Origin of the sequence: Nesterenkonia sp. NBAIMH1, assembly GCF_007922635.1 — a bacterium.
Lineage (GTDB): Bacteria > Actinomycetota > Actinomycetes > Actinomycetales > Micrococcaceae > Nesterenkonia > Nesterenkonia pannonica.
The window spans coordinates 1,910,107-1,935,641 of record NZ_CP042335.1 but is presented as its reverse complement, the minus strand read 5'-3'; the positions used below and the strand labels follow the sequence as shown (position 1 = coordinate 1,935,641).

25 protein-coding genes are annotated in these 25,535 nt (G+C 64.4%); 5 read left to right on the top strand and 20 right to left on the bottom strand.

Features of this window, described 5'->3' with window-relative positions; all coding sequences use genetic code 11:
- Window position 1: 1 nt before the first annotated feature.
- Genes FS388_RS09240 through FS388_RS09220 form a run of 5 tightly spaced genes read right to left on the bottom strand, consistent with a single transcriptional unit; the run spans window position 2 to window position 3,035 of the window.
- On the bottom strand, window positions 2-784 hold the full coding sequence (locus FS388_RS09240; protein WP_246836170.1) for an SDR family NAD(P)-dependent oxidoreductase: 783 nt from the start codon (window positions 782-784) through the stop codon (window positions 2-4).
- A gap of 3 nt (window positions 785-787) precedes the next feature.
- Window positions 788-1,063: a muconolactone Delta-isomerase gene (locus FS388_RS09235; protein WP_146341151.1), complete on the bottom strand. Its 276-nt coding sequence runs from the start codon at window positions 1,061-1,063 to the stop codon at window positions 788-790.
- 12 nt (window positions 1,064-1,075) lie between these two features.
- On the bottom strand, window positions 1,076-1,789 hold the full coding sequence (locus FS388_RS09230) for an alpha/beta fold hydrolase (protein ID WP_146341150.1): 714 nt from the start codon (window positions 1,787-1,789) through the stop codon (window positions 1,076-1,078).
- A gap of 45 nt (window positions 1,790-1,834) precedes the next feature.
- Window positions 1,835-2,686 carry a class III extradiol dioxygenase subunit beta gene (locus FS388_RS09225; protein ID WP_146341149.1) on the bottom strand — a complete coding sequence of 284 codons (852 nt, stop codon included), beginning with the start codon at window positions 2,684-2,686 and terminating at the stop codon, window positions 1,835-1,837.
- The gene (locus FS388_RS09220; RefSeq protein WP_210410177.1) at window positions 2,679-3,035 is read right to left on the bottom strand and encodes a protocatechuate 3,4-dioxygenase; all 357 of its coding nucleotides are present in this window, start codon (window positions 3,033-3,035) and stop codon (window positions 2,679-2,681) included. Before FS388_RS09220 ends, FS388_RS09225 begins: the two co-directional genes overlap by 8 nt.
- 215 nt (window positions 3,036-3,250) lie before the next feature.
- Here FS388_RS09220 and FS388_RS09215 point away from each other — a divergent pair, with 215 nt between their 5' ends.
- Window positions 3,251-4,624 (top strand): MFS transporter, encoded by a 1,374-nt coding sequence (locus FS388_RS09215; RefSeq protein ID WP_146341147.1) that lies wholly within the window; start codon window positions 3,251-3,253, stop codon window positions 4,622-4,624.
- 31 nt (window positions 4,625-4,655) lie between these two features.
- On the opposite strand, the gene FS388_RS09210 is transcribed toward FS388_RS09215, so the two are convergent.
- From FS388_RS09210 to FS388_RS09170, 9 genes are all read right to left on the bottom strand, one after another.
- The gene (locus tag FS388_RS09210) at window positions 4,656-5,195 is read right to left on the bottom strand and encodes an NUDIX hydrolase (protein ID WP_168198673.1); all 540 of its coding nucleotides are present in this window, start codon (window positions 5,193-5,195) and stop codon (window positions 4,656-4,658) included.
- A gap of 208 nt (window positions 5,196-5,403) precedes the next feature.
- On the bottom strand, window positions 5,404-6,276 hold the full coding sequence (locus tag FS388_RS09205; protein WP_168198672.1) for a sugar phosphate isomerase/epimerase: 873 nt from the start codon (window positions 6,274-6,276) through the stop codon (window positions 5,404-5,406).
- A gap of 10 nt (window positions 6,277-6,286) precedes the next feature.
- A complete protein-coding gene (locus tag FS388_RS09200) occupies window positions 6,287-7,066 on the bottom strand; it encodes an SDR family NAD(P)-dependent oxidoreductase (protein WP_146341144.1) in 780 nt (259 codons plus the stop codon).
- A gap of 219 nt (window positions 7,067-7,285) precedes the next feature.
- Window positions 7,286-8,278, bottom strand: coding sequence for a sugar ABC transporter substrate-binding protein (locus FS388_RS09195; protein WP_146341143.1), 993 nt, complete (start codon window positions 8,276-8,278; stop codon window positions 7,286-7,288).
- A gap of 77 nt (window positions 8,279-8,355) precedes the next feature.
- Window positions 8,356-9,339: an ABC transporter permease gene (locus FS388_RS09190; protein WP_146341142.1), complete on the bottom strand. Its 984-nt coding sequence runs from the start codon at window positions 9,337-9,339 to the stop codon at window positions 8,356-8,358.
- A gap of 1 nt (window position 9,340) precedes the next feature.
- A complete protein-coding gene (locus FS388_RS09185) occupies window positions 9,341-10,867 on the bottom strand; it encodes a sugar ABC transporter ATP-binding protein (RefSeq protein ID WP_246836169.1) in 1,527 nt (508 codons plus the stop codon).
- Window positions 10,864-11,991 (bottom strand): zinc-binding dehydrogenase, encoded by a 1,128-nt coding sequence (locus FS388_RS09180; RefSeq protein WP_210410176.1) that lies wholly within the window; start codon window positions 11,989-11,991, stop codon window positions 10,864-10,866. Before FS388_RS09180 ends, FS388_RS09185 begins: the two co-directional genes overlap by 4 nt.
- The gene (locus FS388_RS09175; RefSeq protein ID WP_146341141.1) at window positions 11,988-12,971 is read right to left on the bottom strand and encodes a transketolase family protein; all 984 of its coding nucleotides are present in this window, start codon (window positions 12,969-12,971) and stop codon (window positions 11,988-11,990) included. The genes FS388_RS09180 and FS388_RS09175 overlap by 4 nt, the downstream gene beginning before the upstream one ends.
- Entirely contained in the window at window positions 12,968-13,837 is an 870-nt protein-coding gene (locus FS388_RS09170) for a transketolase (protein ID WP_146341140.1), read from the bottom strand. Before FS388_RS09170 ends, FS388_RS09175 begins: the two co-directional genes overlap by 4 nt.
- 449 nt (window positions 13,838-14,286) lie before the next feature.
- Between FS388_RS09170 and FS388_RS09165 the strand changes: the two genes are divergently transcribed.
- On the top strand, window positions 14,287-15,771 hold the full coding sequence (locus FS388_RS09165) for an aldehyde dehydrogenase family protein (RefSeq protein WP_146341139.1): 1,485 nt from the start codon (window positions 14,287-14,289) through the stop codon (window positions 15,769-15,771).
- Window positions 15,772-15,897: 126 nt separating this feature from the next.
- On the opposite strand, the gene FS388_RS09160 is transcribed toward FS388_RS09165, so the two are convergent.
- Genes FS388_RS09160 through FS388_RS09140 form a run of 5 tightly spaced genes read right to left on the bottom strand, consistent with a single transcriptional unit; the run spans window position 15,898 to window position 21,078 of the window.
- Window positions 15,898-16,692, bottom strand: coding sequence for an ABC transporter permease (locus tag FS388_RS09160; RefSeq protein ID WP_146341138.1), 795 nt, complete (start codon window positions 16,690-16,692; stop codon window positions 15,898-15,900).
- Window positions 16,689-17,468 (bottom strand): ABC transporter permease, encoded by a 780-nt coding sequence (locus FS388_RS09155; RefSeq protein WP_168198671.1) that lies wholly within the window; start codon window positions 17,466-17,468, stop codon window positions 16,689-16,691. Before FS388_RS09155 ends, FS388_RS09160 begins: the two co-directional genes overlap by 4 nt.
- A 2-nt stretch (window positions 17,469-17,470) precedes the next feature.
- Window positions 17,471-18,223: an ABC transporter ATP-binding protein gene (locus tag FS388_RS09150; RefSeq protein ID WP_246836168.1), complete on the bottom strand. Its 753-nt coding sequence runs from the start codon at window positions 18,221-18,223 to the stop codon at window positions 17,471-17,473.
- 47 nt (window positions 18,224-18,270) lie between these two features.
- Window positions 18,271-19,368 carry an ABC transporter substrate-binding protein gene (locus tag FS388_RS09145; protein ID WP_146341135.1) on the bottom strand — a complete coding sequence of 366 codons (1,098 nt, stop codon included), beginning with the start codon at window positions 19,366-19,368 and terminating at the stop codon, window positions 18,271-18,273.
- A gap of 48 nt (window positions 19,369-19,416) precedes the next feature.
- On the bottom strand, window positions 19,417-21,078 hold the full coding sequence (locus FS388_RS09140) for a thiamine pyrophosphate-binding protein (RefSeq protein ID WP_210410175.1): 1,662 nt from the start codon (window positions 21,076-21,078) through the stop codon (window positions 19,417-19,419).
- 116 nt (window positions 21,079-21,194) lie between these two features.
- On the opposite strand from FS388_RS09140, the gene FS388_RS09135 reads away from it, so the two are divergent.
- Window positions 21,195-22,103 carry a LysR family transcriptional regulator gene (locus FS388_RS09135; protein ID WP_146341134.1) on the top strand — a complete coding sequence of 303 codons (909 nt, stop codon included), beginning with the start codon at window positions 21,195-21,197 and terminating at the stop codon, window positions 22,101-22,103.
- Window positions 22,104-22,173: 70 nt separating this feature from the next.
- Here the strand turns inward: FS388_RS09135 and FS388_RS09130 are convergent, their stop codons facing one another.
- The gene (locus FS388_RS09130; RefSeq protein ID WP_146341133.1) at window positions 22,174-23,439 is read right to left on the bottom strand and encodes an MFS transporter; all 1,266 of its coding nucleotides are present in this window, start codon (window positions 23,437-23,439) and stop codon (window positions 22,174-22,176) included.
- A gap of 366 nt (window positions 23,440-23,805) precedes the next feature.
- On the opposite strand from FS388_RS09130, the gene FS388_RS09125 reads away from it, so the two are divergent.
- Both FS388_RS09125 and FS388_RS09120 read left to right on the top strand, forming a co-directional pair.
- On the top strand, window positions 23,806-24,186 hold the full coding sequence (locus tag FS388_RS09125; protein ID WP_146341132.1) for a DUF2267 domain-containing protein: 381 nt from the start codon (window positions 23,806-23,808) through the stop codon (window positions 24,184-24,186).
- Window positions 24,187-24,327: 141 nt separating this feature from the next.
- On the top strand, window positions 24,328-25,527 hold the full coding sequence (locus tag FS388_RS09120) for an aromatic acid exporter family protein (RefSeq protein ID WP_246836167.1): 1,200 nt from the start codon (window positions 24,328-24,330) through the stop codon (window positions 25,525-25,527).
- Window positions 25,528-25,535: the final 8 nt, after the last annotated feature.

The following is a 25,535-nucleotide window of genomic DNA, read 5'->3' as shown; positions in this document are numbered from 1 at the left end:
GTCATCTCATCAGGCCGCCGCCGTCGCAGACCATGGTCTGGCCGGTCACCAGCATGCCGTCCGGCGAGGCGAGGTAGGCGACCATCCCGGCAAAGTGGGAGGGCGTGACGAACTCCCTGATCGCCTGCCTCTCCATGGTCTTCGCGAAGACCTCTTCCCCGGAGTGCTCCCTGGTTCCGGGGGTCGCCACCTGCGCGGGCATGACAGCGTTGACGGTGATCCTGTCCTCGCCCAACTCATGGGCCAGGACCCGGGTCATGCCCATGAGCGCGCCTTTGGAGGCTATGTATGCCAGCTGACCGGGGTTGCCGGTGAAGAATGTTCGGGAGGCTACGTTGATGATGCGGCCGCGCCATTCGCTGTCTCGCAGGTGCGGGCAGCAGGCCTGCGACATGAGCAGCGGGCCGACAGCGTTGACGTCGAAGTACCGGTGCATCTCTTCGGGTGTCGCCTCAAGAAAGCTCCGGCGCCCAGAGAGCAGCCCGGCGTTGTTGACGAGGATGTCGATCCCCCCGAACCGCTCAGCCACCTCGGAGACAGTCCTGCTGACCTGGCCCTCATCGGTGATGTCGCAGTCGAAGAGATGCTCGTTCTCTCCCGGCGAATCGTCGGCCGAGTCCGGGACAGGCTCGGTGACATCGAGGCAGGCGACCGTGCTTCCCTCAGCGGCGAGCCTTGCCGCCAGGCTGCGGCCGAGTCCTCCGGAAGCTCCGGTGACGATGGACACTGTCCCTTCCAGCCGCTGCGGTACGGCCGAGGGCGCACCGACGGACGGCATCGGCATCGCTCACCTCTCCTGCGGGTGGACTGCCAACGGCTCGACGTCGACATCCATCCACGGGAACTGAGGCAGGGAGGACAGCGCCTCGTGGAGCGCAGTCGCATCCGAGGCCTCCCACAGCCCCACGACGGCTCTGCGTCCGGGCACCCGCCAGAGCCTCTTCAGGATTCCTGCTTCGCGCAGCTCTGCGGCGCGGCTTCGCTCTGCGCTCTTGAGCTCCGCCTTCTCAGCGCTGCTCAGCGAGTCGGGGAGGTCGGTTTCGAATCGTACGAGAAATTCCATGGGCGTCTGCTCCTAGGCGCGTGTCTGTTCGGCTAGATCGTGCAGGACCTCCGCGAGCTCGTCAGGGGCTGTGACCATAGCCTCGTGGCCCGTGGCGATCTCCCGGACCTCCCACCCTGCCTCCTTGGCCTGTTCGCGGAAGGGCCGGAATACCCGCATCCAGTCGGTGCACTCCACATAGGCCGGCTGCACCGCGTCTGCACTGCCGCGCAGCGTGAGCGGATCCGTGTAGGTCTTCCACGGGTGCGGCGTGAGCCGCGGCGTGAGCCAGTTCAGGTCCCGCTCCTCAGTGACTCCGAGCTTCTCCAATGGTCGCGGCGGGATCAGCCATCCGAACCCGGAATCCTGCACCGACTCGCGGTAGTGGTGCGCCACCTGCTCCGGCAGCAGCTCGATGGCCGGGCGGCCGTCTCCTATGAAGGCGTCCAGATAGACGCGACGGGCGAGACGCTCCGGCAGCTGGTCTGCCACTCCCGTGATGACCTGTCCGGCATAGCTGTGCCCCACCAGGACCACCTCGGTGAGGTCATAGGCCTGGATGTAGTTCACGACATCGTCGATGTGGGTGTCGAGCCCCACCGACGGTGCGACCAGGTGGGCCCGGTCCGAAAGGCCGGTCAGGGTGGGGGTGTGGACCTCGTGCCCCGACTTCTGGAGCCTCGGGACCACACGCTGCCAGCACCAGCCTCCGTGCCACGCACCGGATATCAGAACGAATGTGCTCATCGAAGGAGCCTCCTCAGCTCAGACGGCCGCCCGGACGGCACCGTCCTACTCGGCAGCATCGGTGGCGAAGAGCGCCATCGCGGCCGCAGTGTTGGATGCCGGCACGTGGTAGGTGTCATGGACCCGGCGAACTTTCTCGCCCAGTGCTCCTCGCATGATGAGCCACATGATCATCTCAATGCCCTCGGCACCTGCTTCCTCCACGTACTCAGCGCGGGAGATCTCTGCCAGGGACTGCGGGTCAGTCTCGATCTTGTCCAGGAAGTTCCGGTCGAACTCCTGGTTGATGAGCCCGGCCCGCTCGCCGGAGAGCTGGTGAGACATGCCCCCGGTGCCGAACACCGCCACTTTGATGTCCTCGGGGTAGGAGCGGATCGCCCTGCCCAGAGCTTCGCCCAGCTGGAGGCAGCGCTTCGCGGTCGGCTGCGGGTAGTGGAGCACGTTGACGAGCATCGGCACCACCCGGCAGGGCCACGAGTCCCCCGGATCCGGTGTGTAGACGGAGAGCGGAACGGTCAGCCCGTGGTCCACGTCGATTTCGTGGAAGACGGTCATATCGAAGCCCTCGTCCACCAGATTGACCAGCAGGTGCTCCGAGAGCTCAGCATCCCCGACCACCTGCGGCACCTGGCGCGGGCCGTACCCCTCATCCGCGACGTCGTACTCCTCAGCGGCTCCGATGGCGAATGTGGGGATGAAGGACATGTCCAGAGCATTCGCATGGTCGTTGTAGACGACGATCGCCACATCGGGAGTGTGCTCAGCCATCCATTCCCGGGCGGGGGCGTACCCGTCGAAGAGCGGCTTCCAGAGGTCGTCCTCTGTCTTCTCGTTGTCCATGGCTGCGCCGATCGACGGCACATGCGACGTCGCCAGTCCCCAGATGATCTCAGCCAAACTTCCGCCCTCCTGCTCGTAGTTCTGCGGTGAATTCCTCTGTGCTCATGCCCGTGAAGACGCCCCCGAGGTCCTGCATCGACTTTTTGTCGATCGCGGCCAGCTTGATGACGTAGAAGATGGACGCCCCGATTTCGGTCATCCCCTTCCAATCCCTCTCGAGGACTGCCCGCTTCTGCTCCTCATTGAGCCGGTGCTTGTCACAGTAGGCAGCCTCATCGGCGGTGAACTCTTCCCGGTTCTCCGGGTGCTTGAGCGAAAACAGCATCTTGTTGAGAGCCCGAGCCTGCCGGCTCTTGCGGGCGTCGAAGATGTGGGTCCCCTCCACCTCTGGGGTATAGGACGACACGACCGCCTCCATTTCTCTGCGTACAGTGTGATGTTGCTCACTCATGAGTCTAGGGGGACTCCAGCGCGAGCGACATAGGCGCCTCGACCTAAGCGGAACGGGACATTTGTCCCCCTTCTTCGCAAGGCGGCCACCATCGCTTGACCCCTCACACCCCCCGGCTTAGCGTGATCCAGGTCTCAGCACTGAGATGCGTATCACACTTAGGGAGCCGTATGGACCTGCGCGAAAAGATCGAATCCTCGCCGATGAGGATGTACCAGTTCGTCATCATCGGCGTCGTCGCGTTCCTCAACGCCCTGGACGGCTACGACGTCCTGGCGATCTCCTTCACCGCACCGTCGATCCGGGGCGAGTTCGAACTCTCCGGCACAGCTCTGGGGCTGCTGATGAGCGCCGCACTGATCGGCATGGCGATCGGCGCAGTGACGATGGGCCCGGTCGCCGACCGGATCGGACGGCGAAACATGACGGTGGCGGCTCTCATCGTCAATGCTGCGGGCCTCTTCCTCTCGGCCACCGCTCAGAGTCCGGCCGAGCTGAGCCTGTGGCGCTTCATCACGGGCCTGGGAGTCGGAGGGATCCTCGTCGGCACCAACGTGATCGCCTCGGAGTACTCCTCCCGCAAGCGGCGCGGACTGATGGTCAGCATCTATGCAGCCGGCTTCGGACTCGGCGGCGCGGTGGGAGGCACCATCATGATGGCTCTCATCGATGCCTTCGGGTGGCGCTCGGTCTATGTGTTCGGCGGCGTGATGACGATTCTCGCCCTGGCCCTCGTGCTCAGCATCCTTCCCGAGTCGCCGCAGTACCTCTACCAGCGGCAGCCGCGAGGAGCCCAGCGGAAGCTCGACTCCATTGCTCGGCGACTCGGCTACACCGAGCCGGTGGACCTGCAGGCCAAGCCTGCCTCCCTCTCGGCGCAGGAGCCTGAGACGTCCGGAGGAAATGAGATCGCTGGCCTGTTCGCTCCCGGGCAGCGGAGAGTGACCATCGTGATCTGGGTGAGCTTCTTTGTGGTGATGTTCGGCTACTACTTCGTCAACTCGTGGACCCCGACGCTCATGCACGACAGCGGACTCACCGAATCCTTGGCCATGTTCGTGACCGTGATGCTCACCCTGGGCGGGGCGATCGGCTGCGTGGTCTTCGGGCTCTTCACCGCTCGGTGGTCGACGAGGCAGACCCTCACCTGGTTCACCCTCCTGGCCGGCACACTGATGGCAGTCTTCGTCTTCACCGCCAACTGGATGGCGCTGGTGCTGGTGGTCGGCATCCTCGTCGGCTTCTTCGCGAACGGCTGCATCGCCGGGCTCTACACGCTGACCCCGCAGTCGTATCCCACGAGGCTGCGCTCCACAGGCGTCGGATGGGGACTGGGAGTCGGCCGCCTAGGCGCCATCATCGCCCCGACGGTCACCGGCGTGCTGACCGATGCGGGCTGGACGCCTCAGACGATCTATATGGGAGTGGGCCTCATCATTCTCATCGCCACTGCGGCGCTGCTCTCCATGCGGCGGCTCGACGTGGAGGCCAACCGCTCACCGCGGGAGGACCTGCAGGCCGCGGAGCCGCAGCGAGCCTCGTAGGCTGCTCCAGCCGCTCAGCGGGGCACGCTGGTCACACCTGCGCCATGATCGATCCGACCCGATCGCCCTCCGAACGCTTCCGGTAGATCCGCGCCGGGCGCCCCAAGCCGTTGCTTCCAGGCGGTGTGGCCCGCTGCTCCAGAGCATCCAATTGAGGCTCCATTCGTCGGCGGAACGTGTCCTTCTTGTGAGGCTGACCCAGGACCGCGTCGTGAAGCTCGCGCAGCTGAGTCACGGTGAAGCGACTCCCGAGGAGGTCCCACGGATCGGGCTCCTGGCTGTACTTCTCCCGCACGACATCCACTGCCCACGCGATGATGGCATCGTGACCGAACGGCAGACCCGGAATGCCCGTCACAGGCGACAGCTTCGCGTGTCCGTGTCGCAGCCCCAGCTCGAGCTCGGCGAGCGGGAGCACGTCCAAATGGGTCACCGTGAGCACCCAGCCCCGCTCGTCACGGTTCGGGTCGTCGAAGACGTGCAGCTGCCGAGGAGATCGGCCCTGAATGTGCATACGAGTCTCCAAGCACCGAAGCACGGCGTCGCCGAGCCGCTCACGATGACGCAGCATGGTCCCTGGCAACATCCAATTATCCGATTCACTATCGTTCTTACGCTGACGCAGAACGACTTTCAACTCTCCATCAGCCACAGTTAGCAGAACGACGTCGACAGCGACAGAGGGCCGCGGATATGCAAGCAGGTCAGTGCGTTCTGGGGGCATACTCGCCAGTATATCGGGTTGGATTAGGGGCCTCTCCGCATGGGAGTGCAGATTCTCAGGCGAAGAGATTCGCTGCGTCACGGACGAATTCCTCACCCGTGGCGAAGGTCGCGGACCAGATCTTGAGGGCATCGGCCACCGGTTCCTCCATGAGAGGCCGACTGAATCCCTCTGTGCCCCAGCGTCCCTCATAGCCCATCGCTCGAACATCTGCCAGCAGCTCACTCAAGTTCAGATTTCCTTCAGAAAGCAAACCGCGGGAGGACTGCCCGAACTCCATATACCCCAAATGCGGAAGTGCTGTCTCTATGGCACGCCTGATGTCAATTTCTTCGATCGACATATGGAACGTATCCAAATGAATCTTGAGGTTCCCCGAACCCGACATCTCCACAAACCGCACGGCTTCCGCCGCAGTGTTGATCATTGACGTTTCGTAGCGGTTGACCACTTCGAACGTCATCGTGATCCCCGACCGGCCGGCCTCCTCCGCCACATCGCCGACAAGCTGGGCCGTGTCAGCCAGTCGCCCTTCGGAGGGGCGGGAGCCGGTGTCGCCGTGGACCCCGTAGGGAATCCCGTTGAGCTGGTCCCCTCCCATCTTTGCGGTGAGCTCAATGAACTGTCGCAGCTGCTGAAAGCCTAGCGAGCGCACGTACGGATCATCGGAGGCGACGTTCGCCTCCGGGGACTGTGCTGCCATGGTGATGGGGGCCAGGCCCGAGTTGCGGATGCGCTCACCGAGCTGCTCCACACCTCGGGCGTTGGGAGCTATCGGGGGCAGCACCACGCGCCGATACCCCGCGTCCCTCATGATCAGAAGCGAACGGGCGAAGGTGCTGCTGAACGGGTCAGTGGTGAATGCTGCGCTCTGGCACGCCAGGTCCGCTGCCAGCGCCGTCCGGTCCGACGTCTCTGTCGCTGCCATCGCGGACATCTCAGAACTCCGGGAGATCGAAGCGGTGCTTGAACACCGAGTAGCCGTCATCGACGTTCACCACGGTTCCATTCATCGCGTTCGACTCCTCTGAGAAGAGGAAGGCCACCACATTGGCGATCTCCTCCGGTTCGGTCATTCTGTTCCGCAGCTGCTCTGATGCGAACAGTTCCTTAAGGTGCTGCGGGAACTGCTGAATGATGGCGGTATTGGCCCGCCCTGGCGTGATGGCGAGGACCCGAGTCCCATGCTGGGCGAGTTCGTAGGCCGCTGACCGGGTGAACGAGATGACGGCGGCCTTCGCGGCGCTGTACGTGAAGGACAGCTCAGCAGCCTGCTCGCCGTAGATCGAGGACGTATTGACGATCACTCCCCCGCCCCCCTGCTTCACGAATTGGCGCGCGGCAGCCAGGATGCCGTAGTAGACGCCGTCCTGATCGATCCGGATCATCGGGTGATAGTCGCGTTCAGGCTCGTGGGAGAGCAGAGGCTTGCCGCCGGCGATGCCCGCGTTGTTGAAGATCCCGTCAAGACGCCCGCAGGCATCCACAGCAGACTGCACCGCCTTCTCGACGGCGCTGAAGTCTGAGACATCCACGGCGACCGCGTGGGCCTTGCCTCCTGCGGCCTCAATCTCATCGGCAACCGCCTCTGCTCCTTCACGGTTCAGGTCGGCGACGACTACCTCAGCGCCCTTCTCAGCGCAGCGCAGGGCGGTCGCGCGACCGATGCCGCTGGCTCCCCCCGTGATCATCAGAACTTTGTTCTGCAAAGTGCCCATAGATTCTCCTTAGAAATGAGCGGAACTCCGATGCCAGCCGCCGCAGCAGAGCGGGGCCCGAGGTGAGGCCCGGTGAGGACGGATGGGGGCTTAATCGCCCCCACCCGTCCTCACCGGGTCAGGCTCACGCAGGCGCGGCAGCTGTTCGTCTCCCGCCGTCTGGCCTGAGAGCGAATGCCCCCAGGCTTCGTGCTGGGTTATGCGGCGCGTCGCACGACGTCACATGCTCGGCGTGAAGTCATCCGCATTGCTTCGATCGATCAGCTCACCTTCGACCTCGACGAAGCTCTCCTCAGGCAGGGAGCCGTCCTCGTGATACTCCTCAATGTCTGCGAGCACGAGGTCGACGACGCTGAACCAGTCCTGCTGAACCGATGCGTAGAACGGCCCCTCGTCCCTGATCTCCTCGACCGCCACGCCGAGTGCGTCGATGCCGGTCACGAAGACGTCGTCCCGTCCTGCCTCATCGATCGCCTGAGCGGCACCGAGGGCAGCGTGGTCCCAGCCGACCCACACCCCATCAAGTCCGTCCGGGTTCGCCTGAAGGTGGTCCGTGACGACCTTCAGCGCCTCCTCCTGCGAGGTCCCCGGGTTCAGAACCTGTCTCATCTGTCCACCTGCGATGTCCGCACCGGCCTCTTCGAGCATGTCCACCGCGATGTTGCTCCGAGTCATGATGCCGACATGCGGGTCGTGGCCGATGACCATGACGTCCTTGCCCTCCAGGCCGCCCATCGCCTCTTCGAGGGCACCCACTGTGAGCTCCGCGAGCTGGGTCTGGTCGAAGGTCACGTCCACCACGAAGTCTTCGTTGGGCTCCACTCCCCCGTCGATGGAGAAGATCGGGATGTCTGCCTGCTCAGCTGCTGTGACCAGCGGGGCGATCTGTCGGGGGTCGGGGAACCCGGCGAGAATCACATCCGCCCCCTGGGTGATGGCGGACTGGATGTCGGAGTTGATCTTGTCGTAGTCGAAGTCGCTGGTGTAGAGAGTGACGTCCCAGCCCCGCTCCTCGCCCTCGTCGACGAAGTGGTCGAGGGTGAGCTTGCCTGCCGGCGTTCCATAGCCGGCGGTGAAGGCAGCGACCTTGAGCTCCTCGCCCTCGCCTCCGCCGTCGGCGCTGCCTTCGGCATCGGCCCCGGCTGAGCATCCGCTCAGCGCCAGCATCCCCACAGCGGTGAAACCGACAATGGCTTTGAAATCAGCACGCATTTTTTTCTCCTTAGATTGGTGCCACGACGCTGTGGCCTTGGAACTGCTGTTTATAGGTTCTTCGTGCGGTGTGCGGTCTAACGGTTTCGTGATTTGAAGGACGACATCAGGACGGCGCCGACGATGATCACTCCAGTGAGGACCTGCTGCGCGTAGGTGTTGACGCCTTCGATGTTCAGCCCGTTCTGAAGCACTCCGATGATTCCTACGCCCACGAGAGTGCCGCCGATGTTCGCTTGGCCTGATTTCAGGACGGTCATGCCGAGGAACGCCGCTGCGATGGCGAACATCATGTAATCGTTGGCGCTGGTGGCGCTCGCGCTGGACAGCCGGCTGACGAGGATGATGCCGCCTATGGCAGAGACGAGACCTGACACGGAGAAGGCAAGCAGCGTGTTCAGGCGCACGTTCACGCCGGAGAGGCGCGCCACCTCACCATTGCCTCCGACGGCGTACCACTGGCGGCCGATCGTGGTGAATCGCAGTACGACCCAGATGATGAGCGCCACGGCAGCCGCGAAGAGCACCGGCATCGGAAGACCCATGACTCGTGCCTGTCCGATGACGTGGAACGAGTCGGGCATCCCGTAGAGGGTCGTACCGTCCGTCACGATGAAGGCGAGCCCTCCGACGGTCGTCATCGTCGCCAACGTGGCGACAATCGCGGAGATCTTCAGGTAGGCGACGAGGATCCCGTTGACGATTCCCACCAGCGCGCCCACGATGAGGCCGGCGACGATGGCTGCCGGTATGGGTGTGCCGCCGATCATCAGCGCTGAGGAGGTCGCGCCTGCCAGCGTCGCGGTGGTCCCCACTGACAGGTCGATGTACCCAGTGACCATGACCACGGTCTGCGCCGCAGCAATGATCGTCAGAATGGCCACCTGGGCGAGCACATTCGTGAGGTTTCCGACGCTCAGGAATGCACCGGGGTTCAGGGTGCCGAAGACGACGATCAGACCGAGGAAGGCGATCACGGTCCCTCCCTGCCACAGCATCTGGGTCACAGGAGTCTTGTGCTCGATGTCGACTTTCTTGGGTGCGGTTTCCGTCTGAGTCATCTCAGGCGTCCCTTCCGTAGCAGTAGGAGAGAAGCATTTCTTCGTCGGCACCCGTGGCAGACACTTCCCCGGATACACGTCCCTCATGCATGATGAGGATCCGATCGGACAGGCCGATGAGTTCGGGCAGCTCGGAGCTGACAGTGATGATCGTCGTGCCGTTCGCTGCGAGGGCCCGGATGAGCCGATAGATCTCGGCCTTGGTGCCGACGTCGATGCCGCGCGTCGGCTCGTCGAGCAGCAGAACCTTCGGACTGCGGGCGAGCATCTTGGCCAGCACGACCTTCTGCTGATTCCCTCCGGAGAGCAGACCGACCTCCTGCCGGGGGCCGCGCGCCTTGATCCGCAGGTCGGCGATGCTCTTGCGTGCCAGCTCAGTGATGGCTTTGGCCGAGACCCAGCCCCCTGCGCTGACCTTGGAGAGGTTCGCCATCGCGACGTTGTTCTCGATCGTGTCGCCCAGCGAGACCCCCTGGGAGCGTCGCTCCTCGGGAACCAGAGCGATGCCGGCGCGCAGCGAGCGGTCGACGCCGCCGCCCCCGGCGAGTGTGGACCCATCGACGGTGATGGTGCCGGCCGTTCGCTTCTGGTCTCCGGCCAGGAGTCGCATCACTTCGCTGCGCCCGGAGCCGGCGAGGCCCCCGATGCCCACCACTTCGCCTGCATGCGCGGAGAAGCTCAGGTCCCGGACCTTGTTCCCGGACAGCGCCTCAACGCTGAGAACCACTCTGTCCGTCGCGGTGCCTCGATCGGGGAACATGCTGTCGGGGGATCCCCCCACCATCGTGCTGATGACTTCGTCGATGGTGACGTCTTCGACGTCTTTGGTCATGATGGTTTGGCCGTTGCGCATGATCGTGACCCGATCGCACAGCTGGAACACCTCTTCGAGGCGGTGCGAGACGTAGACGATCCCGACCCCTTCGTCGCGGAGTCCGCGCAGCACTGCGAAGAGGTCCTGGATCTCCGTGTCGGTCAGCGCCGCAGTCGGCTCATCAAGAATGAGCACCCGCGCGTTGGAGGCCAGGGCGCGTGCCACCGAGACCATGGTCTGCTGAACGGGAGAGAGGCTCCCGGCCAGCCGGCGGAGCGGAATATTCCCCTGGTTCAGGCGATCCAGGTAGTGGCGGGCTTGGCGATGCATGGCGCGCCAGCTCACAATCCCTCCTGAGCTGGGGGTGCGCTCGCCGAGCAGAATGTTCTCCGCCACGCTGATCGTGGGGATGATGGAGGTCTCCTGGTAGAGAGCCACCACGCCTGCACGCTGCGCGTCGCGAACTGTGCGGATCTCCAGGGGCTCTGCGTCGCGCTCCAGAGAACCCTGATCCGGCTGGTGGACTCCCGTCAGAACTTTGATGAGCGTGGATTTTCCAGCCCCGTTCTCTCCCAGAAGGGCATGGATCTCACCCTCTCGGACATCGAGCCTGGCGCCGCTGAGGGCCGCCACGCCGTCGAAGTGCTTGTGAATGTCGTGAGCTCGCAGGGCAAGCCGGCTGTCCCGGTCCTCCTGGACCATCACGGCGCTCATGCTTCGTCCGCCGCTCGGCTGCAGCGGATGACGACCTTGGGGTGGCGTCCGCTGAGGTGTGTTTCGAAGGCAGCAGCCGCGTCCTCCAGATCGAAGACCGACTGCAGGAAGGGTTCGAGATCCAGCTCATCGAGAAGCCGCAGCGCACGGGGAAACGTATAGGGGCTCACAAATACGCCCGTGAGCGTCAGCTCCTTCCGATAGAGATAGGTCGAGAGGTTCAGCGGCAGGTCGTAGTCCTCCGGGTACATGGCGCCGTAGACGATGGTCCCGCCGGGAACTGCGATGTCCAGCAGTCCCGCCGCCGCGTGCCGAGACCCGGAGGCGTCGACGACGATGTCGAAGCCCTCTCCGTCGGTGATCTCATGGGCTCGTTCAGCCAGAGACTCCGTGGTCGGGTCGACGACATGCCGCGCCCCGAACTCTTGGGCGAGCAGGCGGCGCTCCGCGATCGGCTCGATCATGGTCAGTGACGTCGCCCCGAAGCGCTCCATCACCTGCAGCGTCAGCTGGCCGATGGGTCCGCCCCCGCAGATGGCGACGCGGTCTCCCGCGCGAACTCGGGTCTTGTCGGCGATGCGCACAGCGACGGAGGTGGGCTCCAGCAGACAGCCTTTGAGGAGTGAGACGCTCTCCGGCAGACGATGGACCTGAGACTCGTGCCAGACGATGGACCGGGCCATGCCGGGCCGGTTGGAGTCGAAGAGCCGCTCGCAGAACTGCTGGCGTCCGTCTCGGCAGGGGGAGCATGCCCCGCAGAAGCGGACGAAGTTTCCTGAGACGCGGTCTCCGACGTCTATGTCGGAACGGCTGACGTGGGGGCCGACCTCTGCGACCACGCCGGAGATCTCATGCCCCAGGCCGATGGGCACGTCGGTGCCGAAGAAACCCTCGGCAAGGTGCGGGTCGGAGCCGCAGATCGCCGCGTATGCCACATCGATGCGGACGTCCTCAGGGCCTAGGGCGTCTGCGGGCAGCTCGACGACCCCGATCTCACCGCGGTCCTCCGGGTGGAGTGCCGTCAGGCTGCCGATCTTGGTGACCGCCACGGTCGGCACTCCGCCGGACGCACTGGTCTCAGGTGAAGCGGAGTCGGTGCTCGTCATGGAGTTCACGCCGCTCATCCCTTCTCTCCCACGATCGCAGCAGCAGCCTCAACGGTGGCCCTGAGCCCGTATCCGTGCTTGTCCCGCAGCTCGTCGGCTTCGCCGAATCCTGCGAAGACCTGGGGGATGCCCAATCGCCGGAAGCCGTCCAGGCGGATCTGCCGGTCGGCAAGGACCTCCGAGATCTGGGAGGCCAGCCCGCCGTAGGCGAGGTGATCCTCCACGACGACGAAGCGGCCCGTCTCCTCCGCGCAGCGGACGATCAGATCCTCATCGACAGGCTTGAGGGTGAACATGTCCACCACACGGGCGCTGATGCCGTGGTCTGCGGCGAGCACGTCGGCAGCTTCGAGAGCCTGCGCGACGGTCTCCCCGTGGGCGAAGATGGTCAGATCCTCACCCTCACGAGCCGTGATGCCCTTCCCGATCTCGACGTCGACGGACCCGGGCTCATAGATGACCTTGTCCTTCTTGCCCACAGCAAGACGAATGTAGAGGGGCCCCGACATGGACATCGACTGTCGCAGAACCTCGCCGACCATCAGAGGGTCGCCGATCGAGGTGACGGTCATGTTGACGAGGCTCGTCATGAGTCCAAGGTCTTCGACGGCGTAGTGGGTGGATCCCCCGTTGCCGACGAGTCCGCCGTGGGTGCCCACGATTTTGACGGGAAGATTGGGGTAGCAGATGTCTGAGCGCACCTGCTCGAGGGCCCGCATGCTCAGAAAGGGCAGCATGCCGGAGACCACGGGGATGTTGCTCTCGTTGGCGAGGCCTGCTGCGATGCCGACGCACGCCTGCTCTGACAGTCCGACATCCACAAAACGGTCAGGGTGTGCGTCACGGAACTCTTTGAGGGTGGCCCCGATGTCCGGCGTCAGGACCCACAGGTTGTCGTTCGCGTCGCCGATCTCTTTCAGGGTCTGACCGATCACGGTGCGAGAGGACAGCATCTCGCCGAATGTGAATGATGCTTCCTGCTGTGTTGTGACACTCATGATCGAGCCGCCTTTCGACCTTCAGCCAGTGAGGACAATGCACGCTGCAAATCTTTCTCGTTGAGTGATCCCGCGTGCCACCCCAGATTTCTTTCCATAAAATCAACGCCTTTTCCTTTGACGGTGTCACAAATAACAACGGTCGGCACCGACGAATTGGGATCTGGCAGTGAGTCGAATGCCGTCACCAATTCGGCCATATTGTGGCCATCCACTTCGATCACGTTCCAACCGAATGCTCGCCATTTGTCGGGATAGGGCTCCAATCGGACGCGCTCCTCGGAGAAGCTGGTCATGAGCTGACGGTTCCGATCGATGAAGGCGACGAGATTGCCCAGGTCGTTGCTGTGCGCCGCCAGGGCGGACTCCCACACTGACCCCTCGCCGGTCTCTCCGTCCCCCATCAGGGTGAAGACTCGGTGGTCCATGCCGTTGCGCCGTGCATGCAGCGCCATCCCAGTAGCCAGCGGCAGACCATGGCCGAGCGAACCGGTGGAGACCTCGACGCCCGGCAGCTGAACCTTGCACGGGTGCATTCCGTAGGCCGAGTCAAGGCGTCCGTAGGTGCGGACGATGTCGTCATACTCGAAGAATCCGCGCATGGCCATTGCGATGTACATGCACACCGCCGCGTGACCCTTGCTGAGCACAAAGCGATCCCGCTCCGGATTCCAGAGATCATCGGGATCCACATGCATTCCGTATTCGAAAAGCAGGGTGAAGATATCGGCGGAGGAGAGATCCCCACCTATGTGCACGGCGCCGTCGTATTCACCACATAGAAGAAGGAGCTTTTCGCGCAGTTCGTACGAAAGGTCCTCCAACTCGGCGACACTGGCCTCCGGCCGCGTGATCGTTTTAGGCATCTGATCCTCCAGTGAACTTGCGTCATTTCGGCTACTTTGACGAAATGTGATCTATGTCACCTGGAACTATAGGCTCGCCCCCCAGGGCTGTAAAGAGCTGTTTGCTCAATCTTGCGATAAGTGGTCGCGTCAGGGCCGCGACCGGCAGCTGCGGCTTGCTTCGGCCGTTCGCACGGCCCGCGAGCGGCCAGCCCCCCGGACAGCCGTAAGGCTTAGGGGCACGGGAGCGGAGCGGCACGCAACAGCGCCCACGGCCCGGATCCCTGCATGGCCCCGCACAAACCCTTGACACGCCCACAAAGTGTTGCTTCACTTTGCCACAGTGACCTAGCTCACATTTGAGCATTATGCTCGAGGAGCGAGGTCATCGGCTGCTCAGAGCAACTCTCTGACGTTCGAGAGACTTCACGGCACGCCCACAAACCGCACGCATTCACTGGGGAGAGATCATGACGGACACCACCACGCCGTTGCAGCACACGGATCAGCAGACGCCGACGAGGACACCGCTGTTCTACGGAGGCCGAGAGCACCACACCGATCAGACGCTGCGCATCACAAACCCTGCCAACCCATCCCAGGTGGTGGGTGAGGCGGCCGCGGCCAGCCGTGACCAGGCGCTGGAAGCCGTAGGCGCTGCCAAGAAAGCCTTCCCTGCCTGGGCCGCTCTGACCGGTGCGGAGCGCGCTCAGCAGCTGACGCAGGCTGCTGGCGCCATTATGGAGAACTCAGAGCAGGAAGCCGGGATCCTGTCCCGCGAGAATGGGAAGGTCGTCGGCGAGTCAACATTCGACCTCATGGGACTCGCGAAGCGCTTCGAGCTCGCCTGCGGATTGGCCGAGGAGGTCGATGCGGTCGAGGTCCTGCCGGGACCGCCCACCGAGGTGCACGTCTCTCACAAGCCCATGGGAGTCGTGACCATCATCGTGCCCTTCAACTGGCCGGCTGCCATTCTCGGCGCGTCACTGCCATACGCTCTGATGGCGGGAAACACCGTTGTGGTCAAGCCGCCGCCGTCCTGCCCGTTGGCGACCACGCGGGCGGTGCAGCGCATCGCTGAGCAGCTTCCACCGGGTGTTCTCAACGTCGTCACCGGCGAAGATGCGGAGATTGGTGAGGCCCTGGTGTCCCACGAAGACGTCGCCAAGGTCTGCTTCACCGGTTCGGTCAATGGCGGGAAGCGCATCATGACCATGGCCGCGCAGACCCTCACGAACGTGACCCTGGAGCTCGGCGGCAACGATGGAGTGCTGATCCTCGAGGACGCACAGTTCAACGAGCAGAACATGGACCTGCTCTTCATGGGCATCTTCGGCACGACCGGCCAGGTGTGCATGAACGCCAAACGAATCTACGTCCACTCCTCCAAGAAGGAGGAGCTCGTCGCAGAGCTCACCAAGCGGCTCGAGCAGGTGCAGCTCGGACCCGCATCAGACTCTTCCACCACGATGGGCCCGTTCCACCAGAAGGCCCAGCTGGAGTTCGTCCAAGCACTGGTGAAGGAGGCCAAGGACTCCGGCGCTGACGTCCGGGAGTTCGGGGAGCTGCCCGGCGGCGAATGGGCGGACGGGAACTTCATGCGTCCTTCCCTCGTTCTGGACCCCGATCCGAATCTGCGCGTCGTCACCGAGGAGCAGTTCGGTCCGACTATCCCCATCATCACGTTCGAGGATGTCGAGGACGGCATCCGCATGATCAACGACACCGAGTACGGACTCTGCAATTCGGTATGGACGGCCGACGAGGCGACCGCCCACTCCGTGGGGACCCGGCTGCAGTCCGGCTACGTCTTCCACAATACGCACGGGCCGGCCCTGCTCGATCAGCGTGCCCCGTTCGGCGGCATCAAGCAGTCCGGCATCGGGCGTGAGATGGGAACCATCGGGCTCCGCGAGTTCCAGGAGCCTCATGCACTGGGCGTCCTGAAGGGCTGACCGTCGTCCCCGTGTCCTGCGGACTCGTGGACGCTTTCCCATCAGCATGATTCGGCCCCCAAGCGAGGATGTCCTCGCTTGGGGGCCGATCTGATGCCGTGCATCCGGAGAGCTCAGCTGGTGCAGCTAAGCGCCCGCAGCGACTGGTCGCCCGTCGCGGGAAGCGCCGCGCTGCCATGGGAGCAGCACAGGCTCGAGCACCCGGAAGAGCAGATTGATCAGCAGCCCGAGCAGGCCCGTCAGCACAAGACCGGCGTACATCTCATCGACCGCGAACTGCTGGCCGGCCCGGCGAATCATCGCCCCGATGCCCGTCTCGGCGCCTACGAACTCCGCAGCGATCAAGGTGATCAGGCACGTCGCCATTCCGAGCCGCAGTCCGTTGAACAGCGGTCCCGATATGGCTGGGAACAGGAGCTTGGTGACGTACTTCCATCCGGTCGCTCCGAAGTTGCGTCCTGCTTCGATGATCTCGCTGTCGATGCTCCGCACACTGCTGCGCGTACTGATGATGATCTGGAAGAACGCGGTGGCGAACGCAGTCATGATGTACGCGATCTCGCCGCGGCCGACGATGATGATGAAGAGCGGCAGCAGGGCAATCTTCGGCAGCGGGTAGAGCGTGTCGGTGACAGGTCGGATGAGCAGCTCGAAAGTGCGCCACACGCCCGACGCGATGCCGATCGCAACGCCCAGCACCGCAGCAATCGCAAACGAGATCAGCAGACGCTGGATCGTAATGGCGATGTCTCCGCCCAAGCGGCCGTCGGTCAGCTGCGCGATGATCGTCATGACGACCTCACTCAGCGGAACGAAGAAGCGCTGGTCGAGTACGCCCAGCCTGGTCAGGACCTCCCAGAGCAGGACAATGGCAACGGGAGTCGTCCACGTATGCAGCCCTCGCAGAACTGTGGGACTCATGATGCGCTCCTCTCCTCGGCCCGCCACGGCAGGATCTTGTTGGCGATCTCATCGAACCCGACCGTCGCCAGCAGACCGAGCACAGCGATGCAGGCCAGGGCGACGTACATATCGGTGACGCGCAGAATCTGCCAGTTCTCCCATAGGAAGTTGCCCAGCCCCGACGACGCACCGATCATCTCGATCGCAATCACGGCGATGAGCCCGAAGCCCAGTGAGATGCGGATGCCCGTGACGATCGACGGCAGCGCACCCGGAACGAAGACCCAGAAGAAGCGCTTGGCTCCGCGGCAGTCGTAGTTGTCGGCCACTTCGATCAGCGTCCTGCTGATGCTGTGCACCCCTGCGACGGTGTACAGCATCATCACGATGAGCGGTGTCACGAGCGCGGTCAGCAGGACCGCTGTCTCGGTACGGCCCAGTATGAATGTGAGAAACGGGAAGAACAGCACACCCGGAATCGGATAGACGAAGGCGAGCACGGTGCTGATTCCGCGCTCCGTCCACTGTGAAGCCGTGATCGCGATGCCGAGACTGACGCCGATCAGCACAGCCAGCACGATCGTCACAATGAGACGGAAGACCGTCATCAGGAGATCGCCGCCCAGGCCGCTTTCCATGTCGACGATGATCGACGCACCCGCAGCGATCTGCGTCGGCGGCGGGAAGAACGTCACCGGGATCACTCCAGCGCGGGACAGGAGCTCCCAGGCTGTCAGCAGAGCCAGTGGTCCTACGATGAGTGCCCACCGCTCGCGGAGAAAGCGTCCGATCACGCTCATTGGTCCCCGCCAGCCATCGCTGCCTGCACCTCGTCGCGCAGGTGATTCCAGATGTCCTGGGACAGCTTCGCAAACTCCTGTGTGCCGCGAAGCTCGGGCCCGCGATCGAGAGGGAAGTCGAGGTCGATGACTTCGCTGATCCGGCCTGGGCGCGCAGACATCAGCATCACCCGGTCGGACAGGAACACGGCCTCATCGATGGCATGGGTGATGTACATCACCGTAGGCCGGGACTCCTGCCGCAGTTCCAGTATCTGCTCCTGCAGAAGTGTGCGCGTCTGCGCGTCGAGCGCCCCGAGGGGCTCATCCATCAGCAGGATCTCGGCATCCTGCGCAAGTGCGCGAGCGATGCCCACGCGCTGCTTCATGCCGCCCGAGAGCTGGTGCGGGTAGAAGTCGCCGAAACGGGCGAGCCCCATTCTCGCCAGCTGCGTCTGAGCGATCTCTGCCGCCTCCTTCTTCGGCACGTCACGGTTGCGCGGCCCGAAGGCCACATTGTCCCGCACCGACAGCCACGGGAACAGCGCGTGCTCCTGGAACACCATGGCCGTCTTCGGGCGGCCCGGCTTCGACTGTCGAATATCCACCGTTCCGGACGTCGGATGATGGAGGCCCGCGACGAGCCTCAGCAGCGTCGACTTGCCGCACCCTGACGGTCCGACGACTGCGACGAACTCCGACTCGCCGATGTCCAGCGACACGTCCTCGAGGGCAGTCACCTCCTCCGCACTCGAAAACCGCTTCGTCACGTCTCTGAGTCTTACTTTCGGGTCGCTCATCTGCTTCAGCCCTTCCGTCAGTTCTCGAGCGCGGCATCACGCCAGGTGAAGTCCCAGATCTCTTCCTCCGGGATGATCTCGTCGTAGTTCAGCGATCCCTGCTCCATGTAGAACTCCTGCAGCTCGAGCACGAGGTCGAGGTCCACGCTGAGATCCTCATTGATGTGGTGCTGCCGAGATGCCGCCACAAGCTCGGGGTCTGTGCCTGTGTACTGCTCCACGAGGTCGAGCATCTCTGGCGTATCCCAGCCGTTGGTGTCGAGGTCTTCGGCCGCCATAGCGTAGGCACGCATGAAGTCGGTCGCTGCCTCCTCGTTGGCTTCGGCCCAATCTGTGTTGAAGATGATCCCGGTGAAGGGAATCGGCTCTTCTTCGGGCGTATCCCAGGGCCGGTAGCCGGAGTCATTGCTCTCGGCTTGGGTCGGGAACGGCTCCGACAGGACGCCGCCGACGATCCCTCCGTTGGCCAGGGCGGGAACCTGGTCAGGGAAGGGAATGTACTCGAGGTCTATCTCGTCGATGGACAGTCCCCCACGCTCTAGGACGAACCCGAGCACCGCTTCGGTGACCACACCGGGCGCGTTCACAGCGAACGTCTCACCCGCGTACTCCGACATGTCCTCTGCGACCGACTCGGCCTCCTCGGAGGACCCCGCGACCTCGGATGACAGGATGAAGTAGTCCTCGACGTACCCGGTGTGCATGGGTGCCACGTAGCGCACCGGCAGATCATCTGCGAAGGCGTTGTAGGAGGCAGAGCCGATGCCTGCAAAGCCGGTCTCATACTGGCCCGTTGCGACTCCCGTGATGGCATCGTTGCCGCTGCTCACCTCGACCATCTCGACGTCGACGCCGACTTCCTCGGCGTACTTCTCTGCCATGAGGAAAAGGGGGAGAGACGAGCCGGTGGCGAGATACGCGATCTGGATCGCGTCGCTGTCACTCTCAGCCCCGCCCCCGTTGGCGTCTGCTCCTTCACCGCCATTTCCGAGTCCGTCTCCTTCTGCGCATCCGACAGCGAGGACGAGAGCGGCCAATGCGCCCACTGCCACGGGGACGCGACGGCGTCGCGATGAGGTCGGCGTGAGTTCTGGGACTGCTGGTGTGCTGTTCATGCGGAAACTCCTTTGTCTCTGCGTAGCTGGAGGGCTCCGTTGCCCTTTTTATTTGTGATCTGGACTGTGGCCGGCGGCCATGAGCCATGAGGGTCGGCCAGTGATCTTCGCGTCGACCACCAGGGGCCGCTCGCGCGGCGACTCAAGCCATGCTCGCACCGGCTCGATGTCATCCATCGAGCGCACCGTCACAGCATCGCAGCCGTAGCCGCGAGCGACGCTGGCGATGTCTGTGTCGGGGAAGCGCACGATCTCCTGCTCCTCCGCCGTCGAGTCGGGAAACAGGTGAATCTCGGCACCGTAGGCTGCGTCGTTGTAGACGACGATGAGCATGCCCAGGCCCAGCCGCGCGGCCGTCTCGAGCTCCGCCGCCGCCATCAGCAGCGAACCGTCGCCGACGCCGAGCACTGTCATCCGATCGCGTCGGGCGATCGCAGCTCCCACAGCGCTCGCAAGCCCCATGCCGATCGCCTGGAACGACAGTGGGAGAACGAAGCCGGCATCGTCAGGCACTCTCAGGTGCGCGCCGGGATAGCAGTTGACGTTGCCTCCATCGACGACCACCGTCCGCTCCATCGGCACGAGTGCGTCGAGCTCGTTGGTCAGCTGGGCAGGGTCGACATACCCGGGCTCCTCGATGCGCTCAACGGGCTGGTCCTTCCAGTAGCGCGAGGATCTGACACGCTCAGCGACTTCAGGTGAGCGATATCCTCTGCGTGCTGGCCCCATGGCCGCCAAGGCATCGCGTGCTGCTCGTGAGACCGCAGCCGCATCGCCGACGATTCCCAGGTCAACGCCCCTGTGCATACCGATCGCCTCGGCACGGTCGTCGATCTGCACCAGCTGCGTCCCGTCGGTCAGCGATCCCCCGCGGGTCGTCCATGTGTTGAGCGAAGCGCCGAAGGCGACGATGAGGTCGCTCTCACGGACCAGGGCGGCGGCCCCCTCCGTGGCGAACCCGCCCATGATGTCCAGAGCCCATTCATCTCCTTCGAAGACTCCGCGGCCGCCTCCGGACGCGATCAGCAGGGCACCGGCCGTCTCCGCCAGCTCTCGGATGTCGTGCTTCGCCGCACGCGCACCGCGTCCGCCGACGATGACGGGCCGCTCGGCTGCGTCGAGCAGGTCCACAAGGGTCTGCACTTCCGCGTGCGACACGGCAGGCTGCGGCCGGCTCAGCGCCGTCGTGGGACGCGCCGCAGGGTACTGAGTCTGCTCCTCCTGTATGTCGATGGGCATCGAGAGCACGACTGTTCGCCGCTCGACCTGCGCGACGTGGTAGGCCCGGGCCGCGTCGGTCACGGCTGACTCTGCGGAATGAATGCGCATGGGCGTCGCTCCCACTGAGGCGACAAGCGCATCCTGGTCGACGTAGAAGTTCGATGTGACGTCGCCCTGGGCGGTGTCGGCGGCGAGGACCAGAACCGGGGTGTGGCATTTCGCAGCCTCGGCAACACCTGTCAGCGCATTGGTGAGGCCGCAGCCCTGGTGCAGCGAGACCGCCGACACATCACCTGTGACGCGCGCATATGCGTCGGCCATCGTCGCCGCGCCCATCTCGTGTCGGGCTGCCGTGAACTCTGCTCCCTCTCGAAGCAATGCGTTCGTGACCCGAAAGTTTCCGCTGCCGACCACACCGAAGATCTGCAGCAGTCCCAGGTCGCCCAGAACGCGGCCCACCGCGTCGGCGACTCTCATCGTCTGTGCCATGCCACCAAGCCTCCCCATCGTTGTTTGTGACCTCTGTCACAGACGCTATGGTCCCGGATGATGTGTGTCCAATAGATATTCGGCATCTTCAACATGCATGGGACTAATATCTAACGATGGAACTCACCATTGATCTCAACCTGATGAGAACCTTTGTGGTCGTCTACCGCGCCCGGAGCATCACCCGCGCTGCGAAGATGCTGCATCTGTCTCAGCCCGCTGTCAGCCACGCGCTGAGGCGACTTCGCCACCACTTCGAAGACCCTCTGTTTGTGCGCACTCGCACGGGAGTCGCTCCCACCCGACTGGCAGCCAGCATCTACGCCGAGGTCAACGGACCGCTGTCGCAGGTCGCCGCCAGTACGGAGGATCGGACGCGCTTCGATCCCGCGACCTCGACGAGACGCTTCCGGCTGGCACTCACCGACCTCGGTGAAGCGGGCCTCCTCCCCCGTATCCTTCAGGCGACCGGAAGCGCAGGCTCGGGGATTCAGGTGGAGACGGTCCCACTCGACATCGAGACCGTGGCGCAGGATGTGCTCTCCCGACATGTGGATGCAGCGATCGGCAGCTCCCCTGTGCACGGACCCGTGGCGCAGGAGGTGCTCTTCCATGACAGGTACGGCTGCCTTGTGCCTGAGGACTTGGAGGCGCAGGACGGCATCGTGAGCCTGGACACCCTGCGGGCCCTCCCCGAGGTGCGCGTGGGAACCTCGGCCGGGCACCGCATCATCACCGAAGCGGTCACGACTCTCGGCGCGGGAGTCCTGTCGGATGTGCCTCACGTCGAGGTGAACCGGTTTACGTCGCTGCCACGCATCGTTGCGCAGTGCGGCTTCTTCGCGATCGTTCCGGTGGATGCCTTCTCGAGGCTCATCCCCGGGCTCGAGGGAACCAAGCTGCTCGAGCTTCCGTTCGCATCGCCGCACACCGGCGTCCACCTCATCTCCCACCGTGACGCCGAAGCATCCTCAGCTCACGCGTGGTTCCTCGGAGCGGTCCGGGAGGCGCTCTCAGGTCCGTGATGCACACACGCGCACGCGTGCACAGCACCGGACTGTGACACCGCCTCGGCGCACCGAGTGCCCTGCACGCCTACTGCCGGCCGCGGGCCGCACGCACAGACTTCTCGGCGCCGGAGACGAAGAGCAGAAAGCACCCAGCCCAGATCGCGCCCGCGGAGCCCAGCGGAGCTGCGAGTGCGCCTGCGGCGATGGGCACGGCCACCTGGCCCACCCGGTTGCCCATGAGGCGCAGCGCCAAAGCATTGGAACGCCAGGAGACCGGAACCGCCTGCGTCACCAGACTCATCGTGAGCGGCTGCCCCAGCCCGAGGAAGAACCCTGCAAGGACCAGCAGCACGAACAGGGCCCACAGCCAGCCCGTGACCATCGGCAGGACCGCCAGCGTCAGACTCGACATCCACAGAGCTGCGAGCACCAGCACCCCTCGGCTCCACACTCTCCTGAGGAGCGGCAGCGACAGCCGCGAGGCGACGGAGGCCGCAGCACGAACAGACAGCAGAATGCCCACCATCAGGGGGGAGATGCCCGCCTCTTCGCCCAGCAGAGGCAGAAACGCCGAGAGGATGTCCAGGATCGAGATCATGGCGATCGACGCGAGCATGTGGGAGGGCACGTTAGGCACCGTGAGGATCCCCAGGATCGAGGGCTTCTCCGCCTCTGACTGAGGCTCCCCCACACCGCCGCTGTGAATCCCGCTCGAGGAGGGGGCGTCGTCGGTGCTGCCCGTCGCCCGCTCCTCGCCTCGAAAGGCGCCCCGGGCGAACTGCAGCAGCGCGATGACCATCAGGGAGAGCGCCCCACCGATCCACAGGGCGAGGTTGATGAGGGACAGATTCCCGCTTCCGGCCCCGTCGCTCGGGGCGTTGAGAATGAGACCTCCCAGCAGCGGTCCTATGAGCTGTCCCGCAGAGAACCCCGCAGTGAACCACCCGAAGGCGGTATCCATCTGCGCGTTGGAGGCGAACCGGGCGATCGCCGACTGTCCTGCGACGGTGAAGATCAGCTGCCCCAAGCCAAGCACCGCACTGCCCGCTGCGACCGCCCACAGATCGTTCACGGCGGCGACGAAGGCCACTCCCAGCACGCTCAGAGCGGTGCCGCCTATCAGCAGCGGCCTGAGGCTCACCGCTCGCTGGGCCCTGGCTCCTATCTGCATGGCCATCACCAGCGGCAGGACCGCATAGACACCGGTGACCAACCCGATGGTCATCTCGCTGGCGTCCAGCGCCAGAAGCTTGTACGTGGTCGCCGGGCGAACCATGTGGACTGTCGCCTGGCTCAGCACCGCTGCGAGCACCAGCACCCACAGCCATCCGCGCATGGGCCGCTCAGTCATATCTGGAGCCCTGGTGCAGCTCGGCATCGGCGCGAATAGCCAGCATGCGACACAGAGGAAGCTGCCGGTGAAGGCCATTCATCGCGCGTGGACTCCCTTCCGGGCATCGCACCGTCGTGCGGTTGGATCAGCGACCATGAATCTACACCTATCCCACAGGGCCGGTTCTGGAGAAGACGCCGGCTCCTGTGCCCGGCGCCTGTTCAGCTGGTCCTGTGCTCCTGCATGACTCCGTGTGCAACCGTGATCGAAGTCGGGAGCTGAACCTCTCGCCATACGGGGGCCAGTTCAGCGGCAAGACCGCCTGCCCCCAGGAATGACGCATCGAAGCAAGACGGCATTGCCGGTGAGAAGGAGACACACATCATGCAGTACGACGAGTTCATCAAAGCAGTCGGCGAGCGCGGCGGCCACAGCGACCGCGAGGCTGCCCTCCGCACAACCCAGGTCGTCCTGGCAGACCTGGGGCAGCGCCTCAAGGGCGGAGAGGCGGAGAACCTGGCAGCCCAGCTTCCCGCCGAGCTCAAGGGCCCAGTGACTGAGCACGTGGCAGCGGACCCCGTCGTCGACGATGTCGACGACTTCCTGCGGCGCGTCGCCGACCACTTGGGCGAAGGAACCGACCCAGCTGAGGCGCGCACCCAGGTCGCAGCGGTTCTCACCACGCTTTCCCACGCCGTGTCAGACGGCGAGATCTCGGACCTCCGCTCGCAGCTGCCCGCGGGCTTCGGGCCTCTCTTCGAGTAGAGGGTCGAAGGCCACACGCCAGGGGGCGGGGCATACCCACGTTGGGGCGAAAGACCTATTCTGGTCACGAGCCGCCGTCGGAGGGCATCCTCTGCGGCGAATCATGACTCATTCCCTGCTCCCTGACATCGAGGAGAACGCGTGGCCGAGCAAGCGAAGGAAGACCTGGAGGACCGCGTCGACGACGGGAGCAGCTCCAAGCCCAAGCGTGTGCCGTCTCTGCGAACCGTCGCCGGCTCGGCGCGGAGCAGGATGCAGAAGCCTGAGTTCCTGACCGATGTCATTCAGGTCCTCAAGACTGTGATCGCTGGCACGGCGGCGTGGTGGTTCTCCACCGCCGTGCTGGGATCGGAGCTGGCATTCCTCTCTCCCTGGACGGCGCTGCTCACCGTCCACGCGACGGTCCACCGCTCGCTGTCGCGAGGGGTGCAGACCACCGTCGCCTCAAGCATCGGCGTCGGGCTCTCGTTCCTCATCGGCTACTTCCTGGGCGTCGGAATCCTCACCTTCGCCCTCGCGCTTCTGGTCGGCGTCGCGGCGGCCCGCATCTCATGGATCCGCGATGAGGGCGTCGCTATCGCCACCACCGCCATCTTCATCTTCGGAAGCGGTTTCGACGAGCAGGCGCCGCTGCTGGACGACCGCATCCTCGAAGTCGCCGTCGGAGTGGCGGCCGGCGTCGCAGTGAACCTGCTGATCGTGCCGCCGCTGGGCGACAAGCAGGCTGCACGGTACGTGGACAGCCTCAACGAGCGCATGGGCGGGGTCCTGGCGAGCATCTCGGAGGAGTTCTCCGACGATTGGGACACCGACAAGGCAGAAGCATGGTTCAAAGAGACCGAATCGATGAGCCAGGAGCTCGACTCTGCCTGGGCGGTGGTGCGCTTCGCCCGCGAGTCTCACCGGGCGAATCCGCGCGGCCGCCACGGCAGGAGCAGACTGGACCAAAGCACCTGGGACACCCGCGAGGCCAGCTACGAGGAGATCCTGGAGCGCACCGATGAAGGCATCTCCCATCTGCGCCACCTCGCCCGCTCCCTCAGGGAGGCCTCATACTCCGATGGCCAGTGGGATGACCAGTTCCGCGAGCGCTGGACACAGATCGTCGCAAAGGTAGGACGAGCCATTGCGGACCCGGACAGGGAAGTCGCTCCTCTCCATGATGAGCTGACGTCCCTCTCCGTCGACATGGCCGAGGACAAGGGGCTCCCCACCGATTCGTGGCCCACCTACGGGTCACTCATCTCGAGCCTGCGCCACATCGTCGTGGTCGTGGACGATGTGGCCTCGGCCCGCCAGGCGCGCGACAGTCGGGGCGAGAACCCCAAGGTGACCCACTAAGGGCTTCG

Coding starts and splice junctions, on each gene's coding strand:
- FS388_RS09195 (WP_146341143.1), bottom strand. CDS start 8,278: ATGCGTGCTGATTTCAAAGCCATTGTCGGTTTCACCGCTGTGGGGATG.
- FS388_RS09190 (WP_146341142.1), bottom strand. CDS start 9,339: ATGACTCAGACGGAAACCGCACCCAAGAAAGTCGACATCGAGCACAAG.
- FS388_RS09125 (WP_146341132.1), top strand. CDS start 23,806: ATGCAGTACGACGAGTTCATCAAAGCAGTCGGCGAGCGCGGCGGCCAC.
- FS388_RS09135 (WP_146341134.1), top strand. CDS start 21,195: ATGGAACTCACCATTGATCTCAACCTGATGAGAACCTTTGTGGTCGTC.
- FS388_RS09175 (WP_146341141.1), bottom strand. CDS start 12,971: ATGAGTGTCACAACACAGCAGGAAGCATCATTCACATTCGGCGAGATG.
- FS388_RS09130 (WP_146341133.1), bottom strand. CDS start 23,439: ATGACTGAGCGGCCCATGCGCGGATGGCTGTGGGTGCTGGTGCTCGCA.
- FS388_RS09205 (WP_168198672.1), bottom strand. CDS start 6,276: ATGGCAGCGACAGAGACGTCGGACCGGACGGCGCTGGCAGCGGACCTG.
- FS388_RS09180 (WP_210410176.1), bottom strand. CDS start 11,991: ATGAGCGGCGTGAACTCCATGACGAGCACCGACTCCGCTTCACCTGAG.
- FS388_RS09185 (WP_246836169.1), bottom strand. CDS start 10,867: ATGAGCGCCGTGATGGTCCAGGAGGACCGGGACAGCCGGCTTGCCCTG.
- FS388_RS09235 (WP_146341151.1), bottom strand. CDS start 1,063: ATGGAATTTCTCGTACGATTCGAAACCGACCTCCCCGACTCGCTGAGC.
- FS388_RS09215 (WP_146341147.1), top strand. CDS start 3,251: ATGGACCTGCGCGAAAAGATCGAATCCTCGCCGATGAGGATGTACCAG.
- FS388_RS09240 (WP_246836170.1), bottom strand. CDS start 784: ATGCCGATGCCGTCCGTCGGTGCGCCCTCGGCCGTACCGCAGCGGCTG.
- FS388_RS09230 (WP_146341150.1), bottom strand. CDS start 1,789: ATGAGCACATTCGTTCTGATATCCGGTGCGTGGCACGGAGGCTGGTGC.
- FS388_RS09200 (WP_146341144.1), bottom strand. CDS start 7,066: ATGGGCACTTTGCAGAACAAAGTTCTGATGATCACGGGGGGAGCCAGC.
- FS388_RS09165 (WP_146341139.1), top strand. CDS start 14,287: ATGACGGACACCACCACGCCGTTGCAGCACACGGATCAGCAGACGCCG.
- FS388_RS09145 (WP_146341135.1), bottom strand. CDS start 19,368: ATGAACAGCACACCAGCAGTCCCAGAACTCACGCCGACCTCATCGCGA.
- FS388_RS09210 (WP_168198673.1), bottom strand. CDS start 5,195: ATGCTGCGTCATCGTGAGCGGCTCGGCGACGCCGTGCTTCGGTGCTTG.
- FS388_RS09160 (WP_146341138.1), bottom strand. CDS start 16,692: ATGAGTCCCACAGTTCTGCGAGGGCTGCATACGTGGACGACTCCCGTT.
- FS388_RS09140 (WP_210410175.1), bottom strand. CDS start 21,078: ATGGCACAGACGATGAGAGTCGCCGACGCGGTGGGCCGCGTTCTGGGC.
- FS388_RS09170 (WP_146341140.1), bottom strand. CDS start 13,837: ATGCCTAAAACGATCACGCGGCCGGAGGCCAGTGTCGCCGAGTTGGAG.